21 protein-coding genes (1 of these 21 only partly in view) are annotated in these 22,196 nt (G+C 67.1%); 4 read left to right on the top strand and 17 right to left on the bottom strand.

Going from position 1 to position 22,196, the window contains the following annotated elements; translation table 11 throughout:
- The 7 genes from gshB to I3K84_RS14580 form a co-directional block, all read right to left on the bottom strand.
- A protein-coding gene (gshB, locus tag I3K84_RS14610; protein ID WP_172208807.1) for a glutathione synthase crosses the window boundary here: on the bottom strand, window positions 1-519 show its 5' portion. The gene continues 432 nt to the left of window position 1, outside the view; 519 of the gene's 951 nt are visible here — the first part of the coding sequence; its start codon is at window positions 517-519; its stop codon lies off the left edge, out of view.
- A 35-nt stretch (window positions 520-554) separates the two neighbouring features.
- Window positions 555-1,745, bottom strand: coding sequence for a benzoate/H(+) symporter BenE family transporter (locus tag I3K84_RS14605; RefSeq protein ID WP_041836441.1), 1,191 nt, complete (start codon window positions 1,743-1,745; stop codon window positions 555-557).
- A gap of 119 nt (window positions 1,746-1,864) precedes the next feature.
- Window positions 1,865-3,733, bottom strand: coding sequence for a potassium transporter Kup (locus I3K84_RS14600; RefSeq protein WP_196994859.1), 1,869 nt, complete (start codon window positions 3,731-3,733; stop codon window positions 1,865-1,867).
- Window positions 3,734-3,873: 140 nt separating this feature from the next.
- Window positions 3,874-5,169, bottom strand: coding sequence for a glutamate--cysteine ligase (gene gshA / locus I3K84_RS14595; protein WP_011806996.1), 1,296 nt, complete (start codon window positions 5,167-5,169; stop codon window positions 3,874-3,876).
- Between the two features lie 64 nt (window positions 5,170-5,233).
- Window positions 5,234-6,700, bottom strand: a complete 1,467-nt coding sequence (locus tag I3K84_RS14590; RefSeq protein ID WP_196994858.1) for a TrkH family potassium uptake protein — start codon at window positions 6,698-6,700, stop codon at window positions 5,234-5,236.
- Window positions 6,701-6,715: 15 nt separating this feature from the next.
- Complete coding sequence (gene trkA / locus I3K84_RS14585) at window positions 6,716-8,170, bottom strand: Trk system potassium transporter TrkA (RefSeq protein WP_196994857.1); 1,455 nt, start codon at window positions 8,168-8,170, stop codon at window positions 6,716-6,718.
- Between the two features lie 64 nt (window positions 8,171-8,234).
- Entirely contained in the window at window positions 8,235-9,515 is a 1,281-nt protein-coding gene (locus I3K84_RS14580) for a glutamate-5-semialdehyde dehydrogenase (protein WP_011806999.1), read from the bottom strand.
- 90 nt (window positions 9,516-9,605) lie between these two features.
- On the opposite strand from I3K84_RS14580, the gene I3K84_RS14575 reads away from it, so the two are divergent.
- Window positions 9,606-9,899 (top strand): hypothetical protein, encoded by a 294-nt coding sequence (locus tag I3K84_RS14575; RefSeq protein ID WP_011807000.1) that lies wholly within the window; start codon window positions 9,606-9,608, stop codon window positions 9,897-9,899.
- A 56-nt stretch (window positions 9,900-9,955) separates the two neighbouring features.
- On the opposite strand, the gene holA is transcribed toward I3K84_RS14575, so the two are convergent.
- The 3 genes from holA to leuS form a co-directional block, all read right to left on the bottom strand.
- Window positions 9,956-11,002 (bottom strand): DNA polymerase III subunit delta, encoded by a 1,047-nt coding sequence (holA, locus tag I3K84_RS14570; RefSeq protein WP_011807001.1) that lies wholly within the window; start codon window positions 11,000-11,002, stop codon window positions 9,956-9,958.
- A gap of 73 nt (window positions 11,003-11,075) precedes the next feature.
- Window positions 11,076-11,585: an LPS assembly lipoprotein LptE gene (lptE, locus tag I3K84_RS14565; protein WP_011807002.1), complete on the bottom strand. Its 510-nt coding sequence runs from the start codon at window positions 11,583-11,585 to the stop codon at window positions 11,076-11,078.
- 13 nt (window positions 11,586-11,598) lie between these two features.
- Window positions 11,599-14,331, bottom strand: a complete 2,733-nt coding sequence (leuS, locus tag I3K84_RS14560; protein ID WP_196994856.1) for a leucine--tRNA ligase — start codon at window positions 14,329-14,331, stop codon at window positions 11,599-11,601.
- 143 nt (window positions 14,332-14,474) lie between these two features.
- Between leuS and I3K84_RS14555 the strand changes: the two genes are divergently transcribed.
- Window positions 14,475-15,755 (top strand): mechanosensitive ion channel family protein, encoded by a 1,281-nt coding sequence (locus I3K84_RS14555; protein WP_172208821.1) that lies wholly within the window; start codon window positions 14,475-14,477, stop codon window positions 15,753-15,755.
- A gap of 84 nt (window positions 15,756-15,839) precedes the next feature.
- Here I3K84_RS14555 and I3K84_RS14550 read toward each other — a convergent pair whose 3' ends face one another.
- The 4 genes from I3K84_RS14550 to I3K84_RS14535 form a co-directional block, all read right to left on the bottom strand.
- Window positions 15,840-16,280, bottom strand: a complete 441-nt coding sequence (locus I3K84_RS14550) for a biopolymer transporter ExbD (protein WP_196994855.1) — start codon at window positions 16,278-16,280, stop codon at window positions 15,840-15,842.
- A gap of 5 nt (window positions 16,281-16,285) precedes the next feature.
- On the bottom strand, window positions 16,286-16,954 hold the full coding sequence (locus I3K84_RS14545; protein WP_196994854.1) for a MotA/TolQ/ExbB proton channel family protein: 669 nt from the start codon (window positions 16,952-16,954) through the stop codon (window positions 16,286-16,288).
- A 7-nt stretch (window positions 16,955-16,961) separates the two neighbouring features.
- Window positions 16,962-17,783: a 4-hydroxy-tetrahydrodipicolinate reductase gene (dapB, locus tag I3K84_RS14540; protein WP_196994853.1), complete on the bottom strand. Its 822-nt coding sequence runs from the start codon at window positions 17,781-17,783 to the stop codon at window positions 16,962-16,964.
- A gap of 76 nt (window positions 17,784-17,859) precedes the next feature.
- The gene (locus I3K84_RS14535) at window positions 17,860-18,399 is read right to left on the bottom strand and encodes an outer membrane protein assembly factor BamE (protein WP_370567745.1); all 540 of its coding nucleotides are present in this window, start codon (window positions 18,397-18,399) and stop codon (window positions 17,860-17,862) included.
- A 113-nt stretch (window positions 18,400-18,512) separates the two neighbouring features.
- Here I3K84_RS14535 and fur point away from each other — a divergent pair, with 113 nt between their 5' ends.
- Window positions 18,513-18,929: a ferric iron uptake transcriptional regulator gene (gene fur / locus I3K84_RS14530; protein WP_015914510.1), complete on the top strand. Its 417-nt coding sequence runs from the start codon at window positions 18,513-18,515 to the stop codon at window positions 18,927-18,929.
- Window positions 18,930-18,942: 13 nt separating this feature from the next.
- Here the strand turns inward: fur and hprK are convergent, their stop codons facing one another.
- The 3 genes from hprK to hpf form a co-directional block, all read right to left on the bottom strand.
- Window positions 18,943-19,899, bottom strand: a complete 957-nt coding sequence (gene hprK, locus I3K84_RS14525; RefSeq protein WP_011807010.1) for an HPr(Ser) kinase/phosphatase — start codon at window positions 19,897-19,899, stop codon at window positions 18,943-18,945.
- Between the two features lie 21 nt (window positions 19,900-19,920).
- Window positions 19,921-20,388 carry a PTS sugar transporter subunit IIA gene (locus tag I3K84_RS14520; RefSeq protein ID WP_011807011.1) on the bottom strand — a complete coding sequence of 156 codons (468 nt, stop codon included), beginning with the start codon at window positions 20,386-20,388 and terminating at the stop codon, window positions 19,921-19,923.
- A 133-nt stretch (window positions 20,389-20,521) separates the two neighbouring features.
- On the bottom strand, window positions 20,522-20,875 hold the full coding sequence (gene hpf / locus I3K84_RS14515; RefSeq protein ID WP_011807012.1) for a ribosome hibernation-promoting factor, HPF/YfiA family: 354 nt from the start codon (window positions 20,873-20,875) through the stop codon (window positions 20,522-20,524).
- 376 nt (window positions 20,876-21,251) lie between these two features.
- Between hpf and I3K84_RS14510 the strand changes: the two genes are divergently transcribed.
- A complete protein-coding gene (locus I3K84_RS14510) occupies window positions 21,252-22,172 on the top strand; it encodes a phosphoribosylaminoimidazolesuccinocarboxamide synthase (protein ID WP_011807013.1) in 921 nt (306 codons plus the stop codon).
- Window positions 22,173-22,196: the final 24 nt, after the last annotated feature.

The following is a 22,196-nucleotide window of genomic DNA, read 5'->3' as shown; positions in this document are numbered from 1 at the left end:
GACCCGGAAGATGCCCATGCCGCCCATGCCGTCCAAGGGCTTGAGGATGATGTCGTGATGTTCCTCATGGAACCGGCGGATGTCCTGCGCATCGCGCGTCACCAGCGTGGGGCCGATGAACTGCGGAAACTCCAGAATGGCCAGTTTTTCCGGATGGTCCCGCAAAGCACGCGGCTTGTTGAACACCCGAGCGCCTTCACGCTCGGCCTGCTCCAATAGGTGCGTGGCATAGAAATACTCACTGTCGAACGGAGGATCCTTGCGCATGAGCACGGCGCCGAAGTCCGCCAGTGCCGCCAAGCGGAGTTCGCCCGCAGTAAACCAGTTCTCCGCGTGGCCCGTAAGAGTGATGTCGCGCACCCGCGCCGTGACCCGACCACCGCGCAACCAGTGGATGTGCCGGGGCTCGCAGACCGCGAGCCGGTGGCCGCGGCGCTGCGCCTCGCGCATCATCGCGAAGGTCGTGTCCTTGTAGATCTTGAATTGCTCGATGGGGTCGGCGACGATGAGGAGATTCATGGAATGCACGGGCTGTATTGCAGAGGGCTATGCCCCTAGCGCGGCGCCTGGGGCGCGCGCGGGCGTCCATACTGTTGCACAAATAGCGCGATGCTGCCGGCGACCACCCCCCAAAACGCCGATCCGATCCCGACTATGGTGACACCGCTCAACGTCACCAGAAAAGTGATCAACGCCGCCTCCCGATGCGCTTCGGCCTGCAGCGCAGACGCCAGCCCTCCTCCGATGGCGCCCAACAGCGCCAGCCCAGCGATGGCCACCACCAGCTCCTGTGGAAACGCCGTCAGCAGCCCCGTGACCACCGCACCAAAGATGCCCACTGCGATGTACAGCAGCCCGCACGATGCGGCGGCGGTGTACCGCCGCGCGCGGTCGGGGTGCGCCTCGGGCCCCATGCAGATCGCTGCGGTGATGGCGCTGAAGTTGAGGGCAAAGGCGCCGAACGGTGCCAGCACCAGGGTGGCCAGGCCCGTCAGGGTGATCAGCCGCGACACCGGCAGTTGGTATCCGGTGGCCCGCATGACGGCCACACCCGGAAGGTTCTGCGACGCCATGGTCACGATGAACAGCGGCAGCGCCAGGCTCATGAGCGCCTGTAGGCTGAACTGCGGCGTGGTGAAGACCGGTGTGGCCAGCGCCCAGTGCACCGCGGACCAGCGCATCTGGCCATTGCCTGCGGCCCAGGCAACGCCTGCCACCAGCGTGAGCACAACCGCATAGCGGGGCAGCAGCCGCCGTGCAAACAAGTAGGACGCCAGCATGACCAGCACCAGCGGCAGCGCGGTCTGCACGGCTGCGAAGGCCTGCATGCCATAGCGCGCCAGCACGCCGGCCAGCAGCGCCGACGCCAGTTCCATGGGAATACGGTTCATCACGCGCTCGAACCAACCCGTCACTCCGGCCAGGGTGATGAGCAAGGCACACACCATGAAGGCGCCGACCGCCTCGCCCATGCTGAAGCCGGCCAGGCCGGCGGTGGCGAGCACCGCTGCACCGGGCGTGGACCAGGCCACCATGACCGGCTGGCGCAGGATGAGCGAGGGAATCAGCGAGCACAGTCCCATGCCCAGGCCCAGCGCCCACATCCAGGAGGTGATCTGCTCGGGCGTCGCCCCGAACGCCTGCGCCGCCTGGAACACGATGGCGACCGAACTGGTGAACCCTACCAGCACAGCCACGAAACCGGCGGTGAAGGCGGACAGGCTCAGGTCTTTGAAAAACTGCATGGCGGCGGATTGTGGCATTGCTCTTTGCGCAACCACTGTCCTGCTTCATCAAAATATATAGCTGCTCGCGCTTGCCAGCTAAGCGCCGGAGGCCAAAATCTTACAAACCCGCAGCCCAATCAGATCTCGACCTTGGAGCCCAACTCCACGACGGCGTTGCTGGGCAGGTGCAGGAAAGCCGCCACCCCGCTAGCGTTGTGGTGCATCTGCGCAAACAGCTTTTCGCGCCACGGCGCCATGCCGCTGCCGATGGTAGGCACGACCACGTCGCGCGAGAGGAAATAGCTGGTGCTCATGGTTTCCAGTTCGCAGCCGCGGCCGTGCATCAGGCGCAGCGCGCTGGGCAGGTCCAGTTCATTCTTGAAACCGTAGTTCACGGTGACCTGCCAGCAGTCGCCTCCCAACGGCGCCACCTGCAGGCGCTGGTCCAGGCCGATCCAGGGGGTCTCGTGGTAACGCACCGTGACGAACAGGTTCTGGCGGTGCAGCACCTTGTTGTGCTTGAGGTTGTGCAGCAGTGCATTGGGCACCACGCCCGCCTCGGCGCTCAGGAACACCGCCGTGCCGTCCACGCGCATGGGCGGGTTGGCCTGCACCGAGGCCAGGAAGTCCTGCAGGCCTATGGAGTCCTCTCGCAGCTTGTCGTTGAGCAACTCGCGTCCGCGCTTCCAGGTCATCATGAGCGTGAACACCAGCCCGCCGATCATCAGCGGGAACCAACCGCCCTGCAGCAGCTTGAGCAGGTTGGAGCTGAAGAACGCCAGGTCCACGACAAAGAAGAAGCCCGTGGTGGCCACGCACAGCGCCAGCGGATAGCCCCAGCCGTAGCGGATCACGAAGAAGGTGAGCACCGTGGTGATCAGCATATCCAGCGTCACCGCAATGCCATAGGCGGCCGCCAGGTTGCTGCTGTTGCGGAACATGACCACCGCCAACACGATGGCCACAAACAGGCTCCAGTTCACGAACGGCAAGTAGATCTGGCCCGTCTCGCGCACGCTGGTGTGCTGGATGTTCAGCCGCGGCAGGTAGCCCAGCTGGATGACCTGCTTGGTCACGCTGAACGCGCCGGTGATCAGCGCCTGCGACGCAATCACCGTGGCCATGGTGGCCAGCACCACCAACGGCACCAGCGCCCAGTCGGGCGCCATCATGTAAAACGGGTTCTTGACGGCGGATGGCTCGGCCAGCAGCAGCGCGCCCTGGCCGAAGTAGTTGATCGTGAGGGCCGGCATGGCCACGCTGAACCACGCCAGGCGGATGGGGCGCTTGCCGAAATGTCCCAGGTCGGCGTACAGCGCCTCTGCGCCGGTGACGCACAGCACCACCGCGCCCAGGATGATGAAGCTGATGCCCGGGTTGCCCAGAATGAAGCCCAGTGCATGGTGCGGGCTCAGGGCGCCAAGGATCTCCGGATGGCCCACGATGTGCGGCACGCCCAGGGCTGCGATCGTAAAAAACCAGACCAGCGTCACCGGGCCGAAGTAGCGGCCCACCCCCGCCGTGCCGCGCTTTTGCACGGCGAACAGCCCGAACAGCACCACGAGCGTGAGCGGAATCACCGCCTTGCCGAAATGCGGCGACACCACCTCCAGGCCCTCGATGGCCGAAAGCACGGAGATCGCCGGCGTGATCACGCCGTCGCCATAGAACAGGGACGTGCCGAAGATGCCAAGGCCCAGCAGCCAGCCGCGCAGGCGCGGCCGGTCCTTCACCGCTTGCGACGCCAGCGCCAGCATGGCGATGAGGCCGCCTTCGCCATGGTTGTCCGCGCGCAGCACCAGCACCACGTACTTGAGCGAGACGATCACGGTGAGCGTCCAGAACAGCACGGACAGCACGCCGTACACGTTGGCATGCGTGAAAGGCACATGGCCGGAGCCGAAGACCTCTTTGACCGCATACAGCACGCTGGTGCCGATGTCGCCATAGACGACGCCGATCGCGCCCAGGGTGAGCGCTGCTAACGACGATTTGGAAGTGTGCACGGTGAACAGGTCCGGGCTGCTGCCTCAGCGGCCACGGGGGATGCCAAAGGAGCGCCATTGTGCGCCGCCCCCGCTTCGGGCACATACGGGGTACCGCCTATGTTGCAATGCAGCAACTGCAGGGCGGCACATCCGGCGCATCAGTCGTACACCTCGGCCTCGGGGTCCGTGGCCTCCAGCTCGTAGCTGGCCGCGAGCATCGCCAAGCGGGCGATGACGCCGTACATGTAAAAGCGGTTGGGGGCACTGGCGCCCGGACGCGCACCGGGCTGCGGCAGATGGGTACTGTGCTCGAACGCCAGCGGCACGAAACTCGCGCCGGGGATGTTCAGGTTCTCGTCCACGCCGCGTTCGGCATGCATGCGGTAGAACCCCCCGACCACGTAGCGGTCCATCATGTAGACCACCGGCTCGGCCACCGCTTCGTGCACGCGCTCCTGGGTGAGCACGCCCTCCTGCACGATCACGTCATGCACGACCTGGCCGTCCTTGATCACGGCCATCTTGTTCTTGGTCTTGCGGTTCAGCCCGTCCAGTTCCTTGGCATCGCGCACCGTCATGATGCCCATGCCGTAGGTGCCGTTGTCGGCCTTCACGACCACGAACGGCTTTTCGTTGATGCCGTATTCCTTGTACTTGCGACGCACCTTGGCCAGCGTGGCGTCCACGGCGCTGCGCAGCTCCTCCATGCCCGTGCCTTCGTTGAAGTCCACGCCCTCGCAGCGGCTGAACAGCGGATTGATGAGCCAGGGATCGATGCCCAGCATCTTGCCAAAGCGCTTGGCCACCTCCTCGTAGCTCTGGAAGTGGCGGCTCTTCCTGCGCACGCTCCAGCCCGCATGCAGCGGCGGCAGCAGGTACTGCTCGTACAGCTCCTCCAGAATGCCCGGCGGGCCGGCCGACAGGTCGTTGTTGAGCAAGATGGTGCAGGGGTCGAAGTTCTTCAGCCCCAGGCGGCGCTTGCTGCGGATCACCGGCTCCAGCGTCACGGTCTCGCCATGGGGCAGCGTGATGGTGGTGGTCTTCTTGATCTCGGGGCTGATGGAGCCCACGCGCACGTTCAGCCCGGCCATGTTGAAGATGCGCACCAGCTGCGCCACGTTCGCCAGGTAGAAGGTGTTGCGCGAATGGTTCTCGGGAATGATCAAGAGGTTGCGCGCTTCGGGGCAGATCTTTTCGATGGCCGCCATGGCCGCCTGCACCGCCAGCGGCAGCATTTCATTGGTGAGGTTGTTCCAGCCGCCCGGGAACAGGTTGGTGTCCACCGGCGCCAGCTTGAACCCCGCGTTGCGGATGTCCACCGACGAGTAGAACGGCGGCGTGTGTTCCATCCACTCCAGACGGAACCAGCGCTCGATGGCTGGCATGGAGTCGAGGATGCGCTGCTCCAACTCGTTGATTGGCCCGGTGAGCGCGGTGATGAGGTGGGGAACCATGAAGAGCCCTCAAATGGGAGACGGAAAGAGGTTGGCGACGATTGTAGGGAAGGCCCCGTGCGCCCTAGCGCCGCCAGAATGCGGGGGTGAGCAGGGCCATGAAGCTCAGGATCTCCAGGCGTCCCAGCAGCATGGCCAGCGTACAGACCCAGAGCTGGAAGTCGGTGAGCACCGCGAAGTTGGAGGCCGGCCCCAGCATTCCCAGCCCCGGCCCCATGCAGTGCACGCTGGCCAGCACGGCCGAGAAGGCGGTCACCATGTCCAGGTCGGTCAGCAGCAGCACCATGCTCAGCGTGATCACTGTGGCGCCGTAGACCAGCATGAAGGCCAGCACCGAGAAGATCATGCGGTTGTCCACCACGCGGTCGCCCAGGCGCACGGGCTGCACCGCACGCGGGTGCACGATGCGCGTCATCTCGCGGCGCGCCTGCTTCAGCAGGATCAGCATGCGCACCATCTTGATGCCGCCGCCCGTGGACCCGGCGCTGGTGGCCACACCCGACAGCAGCAGCATGAACACGGGCGCGAACACCGGCCAGCCCAGGTAGTCGGTGGTGGCAAAGCCCGTGGTCGTGGCCACCGACACCACGTTGAACATGCCGTGGCGCAGCGCCTGCAGCGGGTCGTACACGCCCTTGACCCACAGCAGTAGCGCCACCAACAGCCCGCCGCCCAGCAGCGCGGTGATCGTGGCGCGCATCTCGGGGTCACGCCAGAAGCCCCGCCAGTTGCCCTTGCGCAGCGCGATGAAGTACAGCGCGAAGTTGCAGCTGGCGCACAGCATGAAGACCAGGGCGATGGTTTCCAGCAGCGGCGACTCGAAGTAGGCAAAGCTCGCATCGTGGGGCGACAACCCGCCCAGGCTGACGGTGGCGAACATGTGCATGATCGCGTCCGGCGGCGTCATGCCGCCCAGCCAGAACGCGAGCGCGCACACCAGCGAGAACACCACGTACACGCCCCACAGCCCCTTGGCCGTCTCGGTCATGCGCGGGGTGAGCTTGGTGTCTTTCACCGGGCCCGCAGCCTCGGCCTTGAAGAGCTGGCTGCCGCCCACCCCCAGCAGCGGCAGCACCGCCACCGCAAGAATCAGGATGCCCATGCCGCCGATCCACTGCATGAACGTGCGCCACATGTTCACCGACAGGGGGAGCCGATCCAGCTCGGCCAGCACCGTGGCGCCCGTGGTGGTCAGGCCCGAGACCGACTCAAAGTACGCATGCGTGAACGACAGCGGCCGGCCCACGGCGTGCATCACCAGCAGCAGCGGCAGCGCCGCAAACAGCGGCAGCACCACCCACACCAGCGACACCAGCATCACGCCGTGGCGCGGCAGCAGCTCGCGCCGGTAGGTGCGCAGCCCCACCCACAGCAGCGCGCCGGCCACCAGCGTGACCGCAATCGCCGTGGCGTAGTGCTGCCACAGGCCCTCGTCGGCCCATAGCGACGCCGCCAGCGGCACACCCATCGACAGGGCAAACATGGTCAGCAGCGCACCGAGCACGCGCAGGACGGGCAGGACGTCAGACATCGTGGATCCTGCTTTTTAGAAGAACGTGGCGCTCACGCGGAACTGCTTTTCCACCTCACGCACCAGCCGCTTGTGGGGCAGGAAGAACACCACATGGTCGTTGCTCTCGATCACCGTGTGGCTGCGCGGAATGATCACCTGCGGCTGCACGCCGGGCCGGGGCTCGGCGCCCACCTCGGGCAGGCCGCGCACGATCAGGCCCATGTGCACCTCGGCGGGCAGGTGAATCTCGCTGACCTTGCGGCCCACCACGCGCGAGCTCTTGCGGTCGCCGCGCGCCACGATCTCCAGCGCCTCGGCCACGCCGCGGCGCAGGCTGTGCACTGCCTGCACGTCGCCGCGGCGCACATAGGCCAGCAGCTCGCCCAGCATGGCCTGCGCGGGCGACAGCGCAATGTCGATCTGCGTGCCGTGCATCAGGTCGGCGTAGGTGCGGCGGTTGATCAGCGCCAGCACGCGCCGCGCCCCCATGCGCTTGGCCAGCAGGCTGGCCATGATGTTGTCCTCGTCGTCATCGGTCAGGGCCAGGAACAGATCCACGTCCTCGATGCTCTCGTCGCCCAGCAAGTCCTCGTCGGTGGCATCGCCCTGCAACACCAGGATGTCCGTCGGCAGCTCGGCCGCCAGCGCCACGCAGCGCTCGGGGCTTTCCTCCAGCACCTTGATGTGAAAGCGCCCCAGTTGCGCCAGCTGGTGCACCAGCCGCAGCCCCGTGCGCCCGCCACCCGCAATCATGATGCGCCGCACGGGCCGCGAGGGCTGGCCTTTTTGCAGGTGCATCGCGGCCAGCACCTGCGGAATGTGCTCGCGCGCCGACAGCACGAACACCTCGTCACCCGGCTCCACGCGCGTGGCGCCGTCGCAGGGCAGGAAGCGGTCGGGCTCGTCGGGAAAGCGCCGGTAGATGGCCACGATGCGCATGGCAACGTCGGGCGCGGTTTCGCGCATGGTGGCGATACGCATGCCCACCATGGGCGCGCCGGGGCGCGCGCGCACCGACACCAGGCAGGCGCGCCCGCCCGCAAACTCGCGCACCTGCAGCGCCTCGGGGTACTCCACCAGCTTGCCGATGTAGCGCGTGAGCGACTCCTCGGGGCAGATGATGCCGTCCACGCCAAAGCCCTCCTTGCCCAGCAGCGCCTGGTTACGCTCCAGTTCCAGGCCCGACGAGCGCACGCGCGCGATGCGCGTGGGGATGTTGAACATCAGCTGCGCGACCTTGCAGCACACCAGGTTGGTCTCGTCCTGCGCGGCGCAGGCGATCAGCAGGTCGGTGTCGCGCGCGCCGGCCTCGGCCAGCACCTGGGGGTCGATGCCGTTGCCCACCACCCCGCGCAGGTCAAACCGCGCCTCCAGGTCGCGCAGCCGCTCGGCGTCGGTGTCGATGACGGTGATGTCGTTCTCCTCCGACACCAGGCTGTCGGCCACGCTGTAGCCCACGCGCCCCGCTCCCAGGATGATGATCTTCATGCGAAATTGGCCTCAATCCCAATGTTGACGGGCGCCAGCAGCTATCAAATTAGCAGCAACCCCATCAAGTCCGCACCTCTCCCTCACCCAACACCACCCACTTGAGCGACGTCAGGCCCTCGATGCCCACCGGGCCGCGCGCGTGGAACTTGTCGGTGCTGATGCCGATCTCGGCTCCCAGCCCGTACTCGAAGCCGTCGGCAAAGCGCGTGCTGGCATTGACCATCACGCTGGCGGAATCCACGTCGCGCAGGAACTGCTGTGCGTGCATGTGGTCGCGCGTGAGGATCGCGTCCGTGTGGTGGCTGCCGTAGCGGTTGATGTGCGCGATGGCCTCATCCACGCCTGCCACCACCTTCACGCTGATGATGGGGGCCAGGTATTCCTCGCTCCAGTCGGCCTCGGTGGCCTCGGCCAGCTGCACGCCCGGAACGGCGCGCAATATGGCCAGCGCCTCGGGGCAGCCGCGCATCTCCACGCCCTTGGCGGCGTAGACGGCGCCGATCTGCGGCAGGAATTGCGCTGCCACGCCGCGCGCCACCAGCAGGCCCTCGCTGGCGTTGCACGGGCTGTACTTCTGCGTCTTGGCGTTGTCGGCCACCTGCACGGCCATGGCGATGTCGCAGGGGTCGTCCACATAGGTGTGGCAGTTGCCGTCCAGGTGCTTGATCACGGGCACCTTGGCCTCGGCGCTGATGCGCTCGATCAGCCCCTTGCCGCCGCGCGGGATGATCACGTCCACGTATTGCGGCATGGCGATGAGCTGGCCCACGGCGGCGCGGTCGGTGGTCTGCACCAGTTGCACGCCGTGCTCGGGCAGGCCGGCCTCGGCCAGCGCCTGGGCCACGAGGCGCGCCAGCGCCTTGTTGGAGTCGATGGCCTCGGAGCCGCCGCGCAGGATGCAGGCGTTGCCGCTCTTGATGGACAGGCTCGCGGCTTCGATGGTCACGTTGGGCCGGCTCTCGTAGATCATGCCGAACACGCCGATCGGCACGCGCATCTGCCCCACGCGGATGCCGCTGGGCTGCTGCTTCATGCCCTGGATCTCGCCAATGATGTCCGGCATGGCCGCCAGCTGCTCGCAGCCCTGGGCACAGGTCTCCAGCACCTTGGGGGTCAGCTTGAGGCGGTCCACCATGGGTTCGGCCAGGCCGGCGGCGCGCGCGCGCTCCAGGTCGCGGGCATTGTCCCCCTGCAGGGCGTCCACGTTCTGGCGCAGCAGCCGCGCCAGGGCCAGCAATGCCTTGTTTTTGATAGCTGCCGGCGCGCGCGCCATTTGGGCGGAGGCCGTTTTTGCCTGCAAACCAAGCGTGTGCGTGTATTCAGCGATGTTCAGCGCGTTCATGGGCGTGATTCTGACGCAGTTCGCCGCCGCCACGCTGGCCGGGGGACTCCGGCTACGCTTGAGGCCTTTGCCACCCTCCGTGCCCTCGCCATGACCGCCGAACTCGCCACCCACCAGCTCGACAACCTGCAGGCCGACCTGCACGCCCTGCGCGAGCAGCGCATCAGCAACCACGCCTTCAGCGCCGCCGCGCGCGGCCACGCCGTGCTGCTGGCCGCCCTGCCCCCGCGCTATGGCGAGGTGCTGCTGGGGCTGTTGGACCGGCTGGAGGCCGGTGCGCTGTTCACCGAGGAGAGCTGCTCCTTCAGCCACCAGGCGCTGGTGGACCAGCTGCAGCAGTGGGCGGACAAGGCGCGTGCGGCACTGGTCGCCCAACACTCCTGAATCAATAGCTGCTAGCGCTTATCCCATAAGCGCCAGAGCCATATTTCCTTGCGATCTCAGCGCGCCAGCTTGCACATCTGCAGCGCCAGCCGCGAGAGCGCCTGCCAGCCGTCCTGTGGCCAGTCGGGCGCCTTCAGGCCCTTGACGATGCCGTCCACCGTGTGGGCGGACTGCAGCAGCCGCGCCAGGGCGGCGTCGCTGGCCTGGGGCAGCAGGCGCTCGAACAACCGCTCCTTCGCGCCCCAGACGCGGTTCTCGCGCAGGGCCATGGGCAGGGGCTTGCCGGCGTTCATGGCGTCTTTCACGCGCTTGAGGGCGCGGATGTCCTCGGCCAGCGCCCAGTGCACCAGCACCTCGGCCTCGCCCTCGGCCTGCAGGCCGTCCAGCATGCGCTGCACGCGCGCCACCTGGCCGGAGAGCACCGCCTCGGACAGCTTGAACACGTCGTAGCGCGCCACGTTGAGCACGGCCGCTTCGACCTGCGCCCAGGTGAGTTCCCCCTCGGGGTGCAGCAGCGCGAGCTTCTGGATCTCCTGGTGCGCGGCCAGCAGGTTGCCCTCCACCCGGTCGGCGAAGAACTGCAGCGTGCGCTGCCCCTCTTCGCCCGCGACCACGCGCTGGCCTTGCGCGGCCAGGCGCTGGGCGATCCAGCCGGGCAGCTGGGCGCGCTCCACGGGGTCGATCTGCACCGTAGCGCCGTGCGCTTCGAGCGCCGCGAACCACGCGCCCGTGCGCGTGGCCTTGTCCAGGCGCGGCAGCACCACCACGGTGAGCGTGCTGTCGTTGCCCGGCGCGGCGGCAGCCATCTGCTGCAGCGCGGCGGCGCCGTCCTTGCCGGGCTTGCCCGAGGGGATGCGGATCTCCACGATCTGCTTGTCGGCGAACAGGCTCAACGACCCGCCCGCGGCCAGCACGCCACTCCAGTCGAAATGCGCGCCGGCCACGGTGAAGCTGCTGCGCTCGGTATAGCCCTGCGCACGTGCCGCGGCGCGGATGGCGTCCAGCGCCTCCTGCTGCAACAGCGCCTCGTCGCCGTGCAGCGTGTAGAGCGGGCGCAGGCCTTTGTGCAGCTGCGCACCGAGCTGGTTCAAAGCGATTTGCATGCGGCCTGTTCTAGTAACAAATATGCCGCTAGCGCCCGTGCAGCAAGCGCAAACAGCTATCAAATAAGGAGCGTTACAGCGATTTCACTGCCGCCAGGCGGCGCATCAGCTGCTGCACGAGGTCGGTGCGCATGTTGCGAAACAGCATGGCCTCCTCGCCTTCCTTGGAAAGGGCGACGGTTTCGTTGTAGCTGATGTCGCGCTGTTGCAGCAGCTCGGTGTCGGCGATCCATTCCTGGCCTTGCTGGCCGCGCAGGCGGATGCGCACGCGCTGGCGCAGCTGCAGCTCGCGCACCTGGCCCGAGGCGTTCAGGCCCACCACCACGCGCTCCTGCTGCTCGGACAGCACGTCCAGGATCGCCTCGGCCTGGGGCAGCTGCGCGGGCGCCGTCAGCACCACGAGGTCCCCGCCCGCCCCCTGCAGCGTGCGGATCAGCTCGCGTGCCAGCGGCGAGCCGGGCTGCGCCTGCACGTACAGGGACCGGAAGGCGAACTGCGGCGCGCCGCGCAGGCGAAAGCCGCAGGCGGTGAGGGCGGCCAGCGGCGCCAGGGCCGCGGCGGTGAGCAGGGTGCGCTTGTGCATGGCGGGAGGGCTCTCAGACGACGACGTTGACCAGGCGGCCGGGCACGATGATGACCTTCTTGGGCGCCTTGCCCTCGGCGAACTTCTGGAAGTCCTCGCTCGCCAGGGCCGCCTGCTCGATGGCAGCCTTGTCGGCCGAGGCGGCCACGCGGATCGCGCCGCGCAGCTTGCCGTTGACCTGCAGCATCAGCTCCAGCTCGTCCTGCACCAGGGCATCGGGGTCCACCTGGGGCCAGGCGGCGTCCAGCAGGTCGCCCAGGGTGCCGGCGTAGCCCAGCTCGTCCCACAGCACATGGGCGATGTGCGGCGTGGCCGGGTACAGCACGCGCAGCAGGATGCCGAAGCCCTCGATCAGCGCCACCTGGGCGCCGGCGCTGTCCGTGGCCTTGAAGTCCTCCAGCGCGTTGATCATCTTCATGGCGCCGGAGACCACGGTGTTGTACTGCATGCGCTGGTAGTCGTAGTCCACCTGCTTGAGCACGGTGTGGATCTCCAGGCGCAGCGCCTTGGCTTCCTTGCCGAACTGCACGTCCTTCAGGCTGGCGGCGCCCGCCACGCTGGCCAGGGCCGCGTCCTTGTCGATGGCGGACAGCTTCACGCCGAAGTTCCACACGCGGCGCAGGAAGCGGTAGCTGCCTTCCACGGCGGCGTCGTTCCACTCCAGCGTCAGCTCGGGCGGCGCGGTGAACATGGTGTACAGGCGCGCGGTGTCGGCGCCGTACTTCTCGATGAGCTGCTGCGGGTCCACGCCGTTGTTCTTGGACTTGGACATCGTGCCCACGCCCTCGTAGTCGATGGGCGTGCCCACGGGCAGCAGGCCGTCGCCGCTCTCGGCGGGGTTCTTGAGCTTGGCGCCAACGATCTTGCCGGCCTCGTCGTAGACGTGCTCCACGTCGTGCGGCCAGAAGTAGTCCTTGGCGCCCTTGGCCGTGCGGCGGCTGTAGATGTGGTTCAGCACCATGCCTTGCGTGAGCAGCTTGGTGAAGGGCTCGTCCACCTTCACCAGCCCCAGGTCACGCATCACCTTGGTCCAGAAGCGCGCATACAGCAGGTGCAGGATGGCGTGTTCGATGCCGCCGATGTACTGGTCCATGCCGCTGCCGCCGGTGGCGACCTTCTGGTCGCGCATCCAGTAGTCGGTGCCGCCCGCCACCATGGCGTCGCGGTTCTTCGGGTCGCAGTAGCGCATGAAGTACCAGGACGAGTCCACGAAGGTGTCCATGGTGTCGGTCTCGCGGCGCGCGGGCTTGCCGCAGCAGGGGCAGTCCACCTTCAGGAAGGCCTCGCACTTGGCCAGCGGGTTGCCGCTGCCGTCGGGCACCAGGTCCTGCGGCAGCACCACGGGCAGGTCCTTCTCGGGCACGGGCACGGCGCCGCAGCTCTCGCAGTGGATGATGGGGATCGGCGTGCCCCAGTAGCGCTGGCGGCTGATGCCCCAGTCGCGCAGGCGCCAGGTGGTCTTGAGCTCGCCCAGGCCCTTCTCGGCCAGCGCATGGGCCACGGCGGCCACGGCGTCCTGGTACGACAGGCCGCTGAAGTTGCCGGAATTGATGGTGACGCCGCGCTCCTTGTCACCGTACCAGTCCTGCCACTGGTGGAAGTCGAAGGTCTCGCCGTCCACCAGCACCACTTGCTTGATGGGCAACTGGTACTTGAGCGCGAAGGCAAAGTCCCGCTCGTCGTGCGCGGGCACGCCCATCACGGCGCCGTCGCCGTAGCTCATGAGCACGTAGTTGCCCACCCACACCTCGACCTGCTCGCCGGTGAGCGGGTGGGTGACGAACAGGCCCGTGGGCATGCCCTCTTTTTCCTTCAGGGCCAGCTCGGCCTCGGTCGTGCCGCCCTTCTTGCATTCCTCGATGAAGGCCGCCAGCGCGGCGTTGGACGCCGCGGCGTGCTGGGCCAGCGGGTGCTCGGGCGCGACGGCGCAGAACGTCACGCCCATGATGGTGTCGGCGCGCGTGGTGAACACGTACAGCTTGCCGTCCTGGATCCGCTCGCCCGCGGCGTTGCGGATGTCGTGCGGGAACGCAAAGCGCACGCCCGCCGACTTGCCGATCCAGTTCTCCTGCATCAGCCGCACCTTGTCGGGCCAGCCGGTCAGCGTGGCCTTCTCGTTGCCGATCTGCACATGGTCCAGCAGCTCCTGCGCGTAGTCGGTGATCTTCAGGTAGTAGCCGGGGATCTCGCGCTTTTCCACCAGCGCGCCGGTGCGCCAGCCGCGCCCGTCGATCACCTGCTCGTTGGCCAGCACGGTCTGGTCCACCGGGTCCCAATTCACGACCTGGGTCTTGCGGTAGGCGATGCCCTTGTCCAGCATCTTCAAAAACAGCCACTGGTTCCACTTGTAGTAGTCGGGGTCGCAGGTGGCGATCTCGCGGCTCCAGTCGATGGCCAGCCCCATCGCCTGCATCTGCTTCTTCATGTAGGCGATGTTGTCGTAGGTCCACTGCGCGGGCGGAACGCCGTTCTTGAGGGCGGCGTTCTCGGCCGGCAGGCCGAAGGCATCCCAGCCCATGGGCATGAGGACGTTGTGGCCCTTCATGCGCAGGCTGCGCGTGAGCATGTCATTGATGGTGTAGTTGCGCACATGGCCCATGTGCAGCTTGCCGCTGGGGTAGGGCAGCATGGAGCAGGCGTAGAACTTGGGCTTGGCCTGGTCCTCGGTCACGCGGTAGGCGTCGTTGGCATTCCAGTGGGCATGCGCGGCGCGCTCCACCTCGGTGTGGTTGTATTTGTCTTGCATGGAAGCTGGGAAAAGGAGAACCGCGCACCTGCGCAGTGGTCACAATGGGCTGTACTGCGCCCAATTCTAGGCGTTCATCCCCCCATCCCCTGCATGGCCGCCCCGCCTGGGCCGGCTGCTTCCTGCATTTCTGGAAAGTTGTCTTGCCTGTGTCCGTGCCCCCGCTGATTGCCGAGCTGGATCCTTGGCTGCAGGCCGCCCTGGGCCTGTGCGGCCTGGTGCTGCTGGCCTTCGCCCTCCAGTCCGTCGCCCAATACGTGCTGCTGAACACCGTGCCGCGCCTGCGCGAACGCCTGGGCGCGCGCTGGGCGCGGGTGTTCTGGCACGACCAGGTGTTGCGGCGTCTGGCGCATGTGGCACCGTCGCTCGTCATCCAGGCAGGCATCGGCGCCGTGCCCCATGTGCACCCCGTGGCGGCCGCAGTGATCGGCAACGTGGCCGTGGCGCTCACCGTGCTGCAGCTGGTGCGGACGCTGATCGCGCTGCTGGACGCCGTGCTGCACGAGCATGAGCAGGCCCCGGACGGCGTGCCCACGGCCACGCGCTCGATCAAAAGCTATGTGCAGCTGGGCAAGCTGCTGCTGGCGCTGGTGGGCACCATCGTCATCGTGGCGGCGCTGGTAGACCGCTCGCCGCTGATCCTGCTGTCCGGCCTGGGCGCCATGTCGGCGGTGCTGATGCTGGTGTTCAAGGACACCATCCTCTCGTTCACTGCCGGCGTGCAACTGTCGTCCAACGACATGCTGCGCGTGGGCGACTGGATCGAGATGCCCCAGGTGGGCGCGGACGGCTTCGTGGTGGACATCGCACTGCACACCGTGAAGGTGCAGAACTGGGACAAGACCATCACCACCATCCCCACCTGGCGGCTGATGAGCGAGAGCTTCAAGAACTGGCGCGGCATGTTCAGCTCGGGCGGGCGGCGCATCCGCCGCGCGTTGCGGCTGGACACGAACTCGATCCGCTTTCTCACCGAGGCGGAGATCGAGCGCCTGTCGCGCATCGCGCTGCTGCGCCCCTACCTGGAAGGCAAGCTGCGCGACGTGCAGCAGACCAACGCCGCCCTGCAGGCGCAGCTGGGTGCACAGGCGCTGGAGCCCGCCAACCAGCGCCGCCTGACCAACATCGGTACCTTCCGCGCCTACTGCGAGGCCTATGTGCGCGCGCACCCGCGCATCCACCAGCAGATGCTGCTCATCGTGCGCACGCTGGAGCCCACGGCCGAGGGGGTGCCGCTGGAGCTGTACTGCTTCACAGCCACCACCGCCTGGGTGGAGTACGAAGCCATCCAGGGCGACATCTTCGACCACCTGATCGCCGTGCTGCCGGAGTTCGGCCTGCACCTGTTCCAGAGCCCCACGGGCAACGACATCCGCGCGGGACTGCGCCCCGGCGCCCCAACAGCCATGGCCGCATTGCCATAAAAACAAGAGCTGCCAGCGCTTGCCAGCTGGCGTTCTCAGCTCCTTTTCTACCGCAAACACCCGCACATCAAGCGCGAGCAGCTCCTATTTTTGAGTGCCTTGCTCGGCCCCATCGGTGGGCTGCGTGACGAAACCAATGCGCTGCAGGCCCGCCGCATGGGCAGCCCCCATCACCTCCACCACGCGGCCGTAGGGCACGGCGGTATCGGCGCGCAGTTGCACCTCGGTGTCCGGCGCCTCGGCGGCGATCTGGCGCAGGCGCTGCGCCAGCGCATCGGCGCCCAGGGGCTCATCGTCCAGGTAGGCCTGGCCGGCGGTGTCCACCACCAGCATCACGGCATGCGCAGGCGTGCCCGGCTGTGCGCCTTCGGCGCGCGGCAGCTCCAGCCGGATGCTGCTGGCCAACAGCGGCGCGGTCAGGATGAAGATCACCACCAGCACCAGCATCACGTCCACCAGCGGTGTGACGTTGATCTCGCTCATGGGCTGCGGGCCCGGGGTGCGCTCCAGTCGGCCGAATGCCATGGCGTTTACCGGCCCGAGTCGGCGGCGTTGGTGTCGATGACCAGCTCGCGCAGGTCGCTGGCAAAGCCTTCGAGGTCCGCCTCGATGCGGCCGATGACACGCCCGAACCAGTTGTAGGCCAGCACAGCGGGAATCGCCACCGTGAGGCCCGCGGCCGTCATGATGAGCGCTTCGCCCACCGGGCCGGCGACGCGCTCGATGCTGATCTGCCCCGCGCCGGCCATGGCCGTGAGCGCATGGTAGATGCCCCACACCGTGCCCAGCAGCCCCACGAACGGCGCCGTGGAGCCCACGGTGGCCAGCAGCACCTGGCCGAACTGCAGCTTGCCCAGCACGCCATGCAGCGCATCGCGCAACACGCGCGTGAGCCGCTGCGACAGGCCGCCCTGCCCGGCCAGCGTGCCCGCGCCGGCCTGCTCCACCTGCTGCGCGGCACGCACCAGCGGCAGCACCAGCCCTTCACGGTCAAAGGCGGGCAGCCGCTCGGCCGCCGCGGCCAGCGACGGCGCCTGCCAGAACGCGGCCGTGCTGCGCGGCACGTCCACATGGGCGCGCCGCATCAGGCGCAGCTTCCAGAAAATCACCACCCAGCTGGCAACCGACATGGCCAGCAGCAGCAGCGCCGACGCCTGCGTGACCGCATCACCCTGACGCAACCAGTGCAGGCTGTCCATGGGCAGGTTACTTGAGGTTCAGCACGTCGAACATGTCGAACAGGCCCGCGCGCTGCGTGGCCAGGAAGCCCACCGCGCGCAGGCTGCCCTGGGCGTAGCCGGCGCGGCTGCTGGACTTGTGCGAGATCTCCACCCGCTCACCCGTCCCGGCGAACAGCACCGTGTGGTCGCCCACGATGTCGCCGCCGCGCACGGTGGCAAAGCCAATGGTGTCTGCCTTGCGCTCGCCCGTGTGGCCGTAGCGCTCGTACACGGCACGGTCGGCCAGTCGGGTGCCCTGCGCCTCGGCAATCACTTCGCCCATCTTCAGCGCCGTGCCCGAGGGGGCGTCCACCTTGTGCTTGTGGTGCGCCTCGATGATCTCGATGTCATAGCCCGTGCGCAGCGCCTGCGCGGCCATCTGCAGCAGCTTGAGCGTGACGTTCACGCCCACGCTCATGTTGGGCGCGAACACGACGCCCACCTTCTGCGCGGCGGCTTCGATCTGCACCTTCTGCGCATCGGAAAAGCCCGTGGTGCCGATGACCATCTGCACGCCGAGTTCCGCGCACACGGCCAGGTGGGCCAGCGTGCCCTCGGGGCGCGTGAAGTCGATCAGCACGTCGGTGTCCTTGAGCCCCTCGCGCAGGTCAGCGGTGATGACCACACCGCTCGCGCGCCCCAAAAACGCAGCGGCGTCCGTGCCCACGGCGGGGTTGCCGGGCTGGTCCAGCGCACCGGCCAGCACGCAGCCGTCGCTCGCCTGAATCGCCTCGATGAGCATGCGGCCCATGCGGCCAGAAGCGCCGGCCACGGCCACGCGGCGGGGAGCGGAGGAGAAAGAGGTCATGTCAGTTCGCAATCCAAACAGGGGGCGGTTCTGCTGCGTCCAGCGCGACACGCTGCAGCGAGCGCACCGGCCGCTTTCAACGGCGCGGAGATTCCAGCGGCGGATAGCTCGTGGCGGGTGGCAGAGCGGGCGCGGCGGCCGGCTCGGCGGCCGGCTCCGCCTTGGGAAAGCGCGCGAGCTGCGCCTCGGTGGCCTCAAGCTGCGGCACCTTGGGCTTGGACACCTTGGTGGAGAGCGAGGCCACGAACTCGGCCTCGGTGGGCATCTCGTCGCCTTCGACACGCTCCATCACGTTGTCCTTGAAGAACACGGTGAGCTTGCGCGTCTGCACCTCGAAATCGGGGCGCTTGAGGGTGAAGACGTATTCCCAGCGGTCGGAGTGGAACACGCTCACCATGAGGGGTGTGCCCAGGATCTCACGCACCTGCTGGCGGCCCATGCCAGGCTGCAACATCTGCACCTGCTCGCGCGAGATGAAGTTGCCCTGCACCACGTCCACCTTGTAGGGCGTGACCATGCCGGCCAGGCGACTGCCGGTGCCCGCGCAGCCGGCCATCCCGGCACCAATCAACACAATGGCGCCCCAGCGGGCGCCCCAACGGGCGGGTGCAAACATGGGTTTATGCATAGGGGATATGATCCGGCCCATTGTAGCGGCTGGATCTTCTGGGCCTTGCGCGCAAGCCGCCGGTATCCATGGTTTCGCCCTGGCACACGAAAGACCTTGTCATGACGAACATCGACGAACTCAAAAGCACCGGCCTCAAAGCCACGCTGCCCCGGCTGAAGATCCTGGAGATCTTCCAGAAGGGCGCCCAGCGCCACATGACGGCCGAAGACGTATTCCGCGTGCTGCTGGACGAGCGCTCGGACATCGGGCTGGCCACCGTGTACCGCGTGCTCACGCAGTTCGAACAGGCCGGCATTTTGATCCGCAGCAATTTCGAGAGCGGCAAGGCCGTTTACGAACTGAACGAGGGCCAGCACCACGACCACTTCGTCTGCACCGCCTGCGGCAAGGTCGAGGAGTTCTACGACCCCGAGATCGAAAAGCGCCAGAACCTGATCGCCCAGGCCAAGGGCTGGGTGGTGCACGACCACGCCATGGCGCTCTACGGCCAGTGCGCTAATTGCGCAAAAAAATAAGCGCCCGGCGCCCTCAGGAGGCGCCGCCCCGCTCCATGGCGCGCCGGTGGCGCTCCACGAACTCCTGATAGGTATCGATGCCGCGCAGTTGCAGGATGGTGTTGCGCACAGCCGCTTCCACCAGCACCGCGATGTTGCGGCCCGCCACCACCTGAATCACCACCTTGAGCACCGGCACGCCCAGTACGTCCTGCGTGAGCGGCTCGTAGGGAAGGCGCTCGTAGTCGCGTTCCAGCGTCTCCTTGCGCACCAGGTGCACGATGAGCTTCAGCCGCATGCGCCGGCGCACTGCCGTTTCGCCGAAGATGGCGCGAATGTCCAGCAGACCGATGCCGCGCACCTCCAGCAGGTTCTGCAGCAACTCGGGGCACTTGCCCTCGATGGTGGTCTGGTTGATGCGGTACAGGTCCACCGCGTCGTCGGCCACCAGGCCATTGCCGCGCGTGATCAGCTCCAGCCCCAGCTCGCTCTTGCCCAGGCCCGACTCGCCCGTGATGAGCACGCCCAGGCCCAGGATGTCCATGAACACGCCATGCATGGTGGTGCGATCGGCAAAGTGCTTGGACAGGTAGGCGCGCAGCACATCGATCACGAAGGCCGCGGACTCCTGGGTGGAAAACATGGGGATCTGCGCGCGTTCGCACATGGACACCACCTCGTCCGGCGCGGCCTGGCCGTCGGCCAGCACAAGCACGGGGGGCTCCAGCGTGACGATGCGCGCGATGCGGCGCTTGCAGTCCTCCGGCGTGGCGTTGGTCAGATAGGCAATCTCGCGCTCGCCCAGGACCTGCGCACGGTAGGGATGGATGTAGTTCAGGTAACCCACCAGGTCCGCACCCGAGCGGGCGGCACGCACCGCCACCTCGGCAAAGCGCCGCTCGGACGCGCCCAGGCCCGCCACCCACTCCCATTTCAGGAGGTTGCGGAACTCCTCGAAGAGCACATCCGCGCTGACGACGTTGGGTTTCACGGCGGCGCGATGGCGGTGGCGTCAGGCGCCCTGGGCGGACTGCCAGCCCGCGATCAGCGCATGCAGGCTGGCCGCGTCGGTATGGGTCTTGAGGCGTTCGCGCAAGGCGCCGTCGCTCAGCAGTTCGGCGATTTCCGAGAGGATTTCCAAGTGCTTTTGCGTGGCCGCCTCGGGCACCAGCAGAAAAATCAGCAGCGATACGGGTTGCTCGTCAGGCGCGTCGAAGCCGATCGGCTGCGCCAGTTGGAACACCGCCGCCATGGGCGACTTCAGCCCCTTGATGCGGCCATGGGGAATGGCCACGCCATGGCCCAACCCGGTCGAACCCAGGCGTTCGCGCGCAAACAGGCTGTCGGTGATCAAGGCCCGCGACAAACCGTGCTGGCTTTCGAACAACAGGCCCGCCTCCTCAAAGGCACGTTTTTTGCTGGTGGCATCGACGCTCACGAGCACTTGTGCGGGAGGCAGTATGGAAGCAAGTCGATTCATGGTCTGAGCGACGATTATGCACGCCTAGCGGAAACCCTGAGAGTGTATCCACTGGCAACAAAAAACCGCCCTGGCTGGGCGGTTGCGGCACCGCCGGCGCGTTCCGGCGGTACACAGGCCGTCAAGCGACGGTTCAAGCAGTGGCGGCAGCTGCTGCCTGAATGGTGGCGCGGCGTAGGCCGGCTTGGTGGTCCTGCAGACGGTCCTTGTGGCGCACGACCATGCGGTCGAGCTTGTCCATCAATTCGTCCACGGCGGCATACAGGTCGAAATGGGTGCTTTCCACGAACAGGTCATTTCCTTTCACATGCACGGTGCATTCAGCGCGCTGGCGCTTTTCCTTTTCCTTCTGCTTCTCCACGGTCAGTAGCACCTTGACATCCACCACCTGATCGAAGTGGCGGGTAATGCGGTCCAACTTGGACGTCACATAGCTGCGCAAGGCGGGGGTCACTTCAAGGTGATGGCCGCTGATCGTCAAGTTCATAGACAAGTCTCCTGTGACTCACAGTTGAAAAACACCGCCCCTTGCCGGTGCGGGGCGGTCTGCGAACGTGAATGCATTCAGGCCTGGGTTCACTATGCGCCCGCCGCCAGCGCAAATCAATCGTTCCCGCGCATGGCGCAAGGGATATGACAGGAAGGTGTCAAACCGACCGAAACGCATCACAATCGTTGGGTTGCCTCCAGCGCCGACCTGGGGCTCCAGCCTCTCCAACCCGCGTGCCTTGTGGCGGGTGCACGGCGCCCGCACGGGGGCCGCGTCGCTAAAATCCCTTCCTTCGACCTCGCCACCGGCGGGGCGTCTTGCCCCAACGTCCACCGCGCGCCTGCATTGCGCGAGCGCCTTCCGTACGACCGCCATGACCCAGCCCAGCACCTCTGCACTGCACACCTCCGCCCTGACCTCGCTGCCGCTCCTGGCACGCGGCAAGGTGCGCGACAACTACGCCGTGGGTGACGACCGCATCCTGATGGTGGCCAGCGACCGCCTCTCGGCCTTTGACGTGATCATGGGCGAGCCCATTCCCGGCAAGGGCGAGTTGCTCACCCAGATGGCGCTGTTCTGGTTCGGCAAACTGGGACACATCGTGCCCAACCACCTCACGGGCGAGGCGCCCGAGAGCGTGGTCACGCCCGCGGAGGCCCCCCAGGTGCGGGGCCGCTCCATGCTGGTGCAGCGCCTCAAGCCCATCCCCATCGAAGCCGTGGTGCGCGGCTACCTGGCCGGCAGTGGCTGGAAGGAGTACCAGGAATCGCGCTCCGTCTGCGGCGTGCCGCTGCCAGACGGCCTGACCAATGCCGCCAAGCTGCCACAGACCATCTACACGCCCGCCGCCAAGGCCGCCATGGGCGAGCACGACGAGAACATCAGCTTTGAGCGCACCGTGGAGATCGTGGGCCTGGATCTGGCCACCAGGATCCGGGACATCTCCATCCAGCTGTACGAGGCCGCCGCCGCCATCGCGCTGGAAAAGGGCATGATCATTGCCGACACCAAGTTCGAGTTCGGCCTGGCGCCCGACGGCACGCTGGTGCTGATGGACGAGGTGCTCACGCCCGACAGCTCGCGCTACTGGCCCGTGGAGGGCTATGCCGAGGCCCTGGCCAAGGGTGAGAACCCTCCCAGCTACGACAAGCAGTTCGTGCGCGACTGGCTGGAGCAGGCCCAGGTGGGCGGCAAGCCCTGGAACAAGACCGCCCCCGCGCCGCGCCTGCCGCGCGAGGTGGTGGAAAAGACCGCCGCCAAATACCGCGAAGCGCTGGAGCGCCTGACCGCCTGATTGCTTGCGCGACGCCCCTGGCCG

This window comes from Diaphorobacter sp. JS3051 (assembly GCF_015832135.1).
GTDB classification, from domain to species: Bacteria; Pseudomonadota; Gammaproteobacteria; order Burkholderiales; family Burkholderiaceae_C; genus Diaphorobacter; species Diaphorobacter nitroreducens.
This window is presented reverse-complemented; position numbering and strand designations above follow the sequence as displayed.

Coding starts and splice junctions, on each gene's coding strand:
- I3K84_RS14605 (WP_041836441.1), bottom strand. CDS start 1,745: ATGCAGTTTTTCAAAGACCTGAGCCTGTCCGCCTTCACCGCCGGTTTC.
- gshA (WP_011806996.1), bottom strand. CDS start 5,169: ATGGTTCCCCACCTCATCACCGCGCTCACCGGGCCAATCAACGAGTTG.
- I3K84_RS14590 (WP_196994858.1), bottom strand. CDS start 6,700: ATGTCTGACGTCCTGCCCGTCCTGCGCGTGCTCGGTGCGCTGCTGACC.
- trkA (WP_196994857.1), bottom strand. CDS start 8,170: ATGAAGATCATCATCCTGGGAGCGGGGCGCGTGGGCTACAGCGTGGCC.
- I3K84_RS14580 (WP_011806999.1), bottom strand. CDS start 9,515: ATGAACGCGCTGAACATCGCTGAATACACGCACACGCTTGGTTTGCAG.
- I3K84_RS14575 (WP_011807000.1), top strand. CDS start 9,606: ATGACCGCCGAACTCGCCACCCACCAGCTCGACAACCTGCAGGCCGAC.
- holA (WP_011807001.1), bottom strand. CDS start 11,002: ATGCAAATCGCTTTGAACCAGCTCGGTGCGCAGCTGCACAAAGGCCTG.
- lptE (WP_011807002.1), bottom strand. CDS start 11,585: ATGCACAAGCGCACCCTGCTCACCGCCGCGGCCCTGGCGCCGCTGGCC.
- leuS (WP_196994856.1), bottom strand. CDS start 14,331: ATGCAAGACAAATACAACCACACCGAGGTGGAGCGCGCCGCGCATGCC.
- I3K84_RS14550 (WP_196994855.1), bottom strand. CDS start 16,280: ATGGCATTCGGCCGACTGGAGCGCACCCCGGGCCCGCAGCCCATGAGC.
- I3K84_RS14545 (WP_196994854.1), bottom strand. CDS start 16,954: ATGGACAGCCTGCACTGGTTGCGTCAGGGTGATGCGGTCACGCAGGCG.
- dapB (WP_196994853.1), bottom strand. CDS start 17,783: ATGACCTCTTTCTCCTCCGCTCCCCGCCGCGTGGCCGTGGCCGGCGCT.
- I3K84_RS14535 (WP_370567745.1), bottom strand. CDS start 18,399: ATGTTTGCACCCGCCCGTTGGGGCGCCCGCTGGGGCGCCATTGTGTTG.
- fur (WP_015914510.1), top strand. CDS start 18,513: ATGACGAACATCGACGAACTCAAAAGCACCGGCCTCAAAGCCACGCTG.
- I3K84_RS14520 (WP_011807011.1), bottom strand. CDS start 20,388: ATGAATCGACTTGCTTCCATACTGCCTCCCGCACAAGTGCTCGTGAGC.
- hpf (WP_011807012.1), bottom strand. CDS start 20,875: ATGAACTTGACGATCAGCGGCCATCACCTTGAAGTGACCCCCGCCTTG.
- I3K84_RS14510 (WP_011807013.1), top strand. CDS start 21,252: ATGACCCAGCCCAGCACCTCTGCACTGCACACCTCCGCCCTGACCTCG.